Origin of the sequence: Marispirochaeta aestuarii (assembly GCF_002087085.1) — a bacterium.
Lineage (GTDB): Bacteria > Spirochaetota > Spirochaetia > JC444 > Marispirochaetaceae > Marispirochaeta > Marispirochaeta aestuarii.
Window position 1 is genome coordinate 1 of record NZ_MWQY01000066.1, and the last position, 678, is coordinate 678.

The window sequence follows — 678 nt, forward strand, 5'->3', positions numbered from 1 at the left end:
AGTGACCTGAGGCAGATAGCGAATAACCTGAGCTTTCCCGGCTCGGCGGCGGGAGCAATACGGGTTAATGGACTTGATCCTGAAGAGAACGAACTGTCCGAGTACGTGGATCCCTTCAGTATGAAGGATGTGCTTGATTACCAGATGGGGATGAACGTGAACCTGGGCTTTAATCTTTCAACATCCTACCGCTTTACCCTGCTGAGTCTGACGATTAACCCGGGAATGAACGGTTCCTACGCGACGACCAGCGGCCGGGTAATGATGCGCGATGTTACCGGAGACGGCCTTCCGGACCACATAATGAAGTATCCCGGAGACGCATTTTTGCGGGTAAAACCGAACCTGGCCGGAAAGGCGGGACTGCTGAAAAGCGTACAGCTGCCCCAGGGCGGAGCCTGCGACCTCGAGTATACAGCATCCAGACACACAGTCGATCAACCGCATCACCGCTGGCTCCTGAGTTCGGTAAGCTGGAGCGACGGCCGGGAGGGCGAGGAGACGGCCTACGGCGAGCATACCTACAGGACGGAATACACCTACGACCATGGAATGTACGACCGCTGGGACCGCCAGTTTCTGGGCTACGGAAGGGTAACGAAAACACGGGGAGACGTGGGGGACCTGCAGAAAACAGTGACCCTGTACGACACAACAGATTACGCCCATCGGGGCCTG

Annotated in this window: 1 protein-coding gene; it reads left to right on the forward strand. The window is 56.8% G+C overall.

What is annotated here, in order from left to right; genetic code table 11:
- Positions 1 to 678 (forward strand): toxin TcdB middle/N-terminal domain-containing protein (locus tag B4O97_RS19130; RefSeq protein ID WP_143305840.1); only part of this gene is annotated, 678 nt, incomplete at both ends.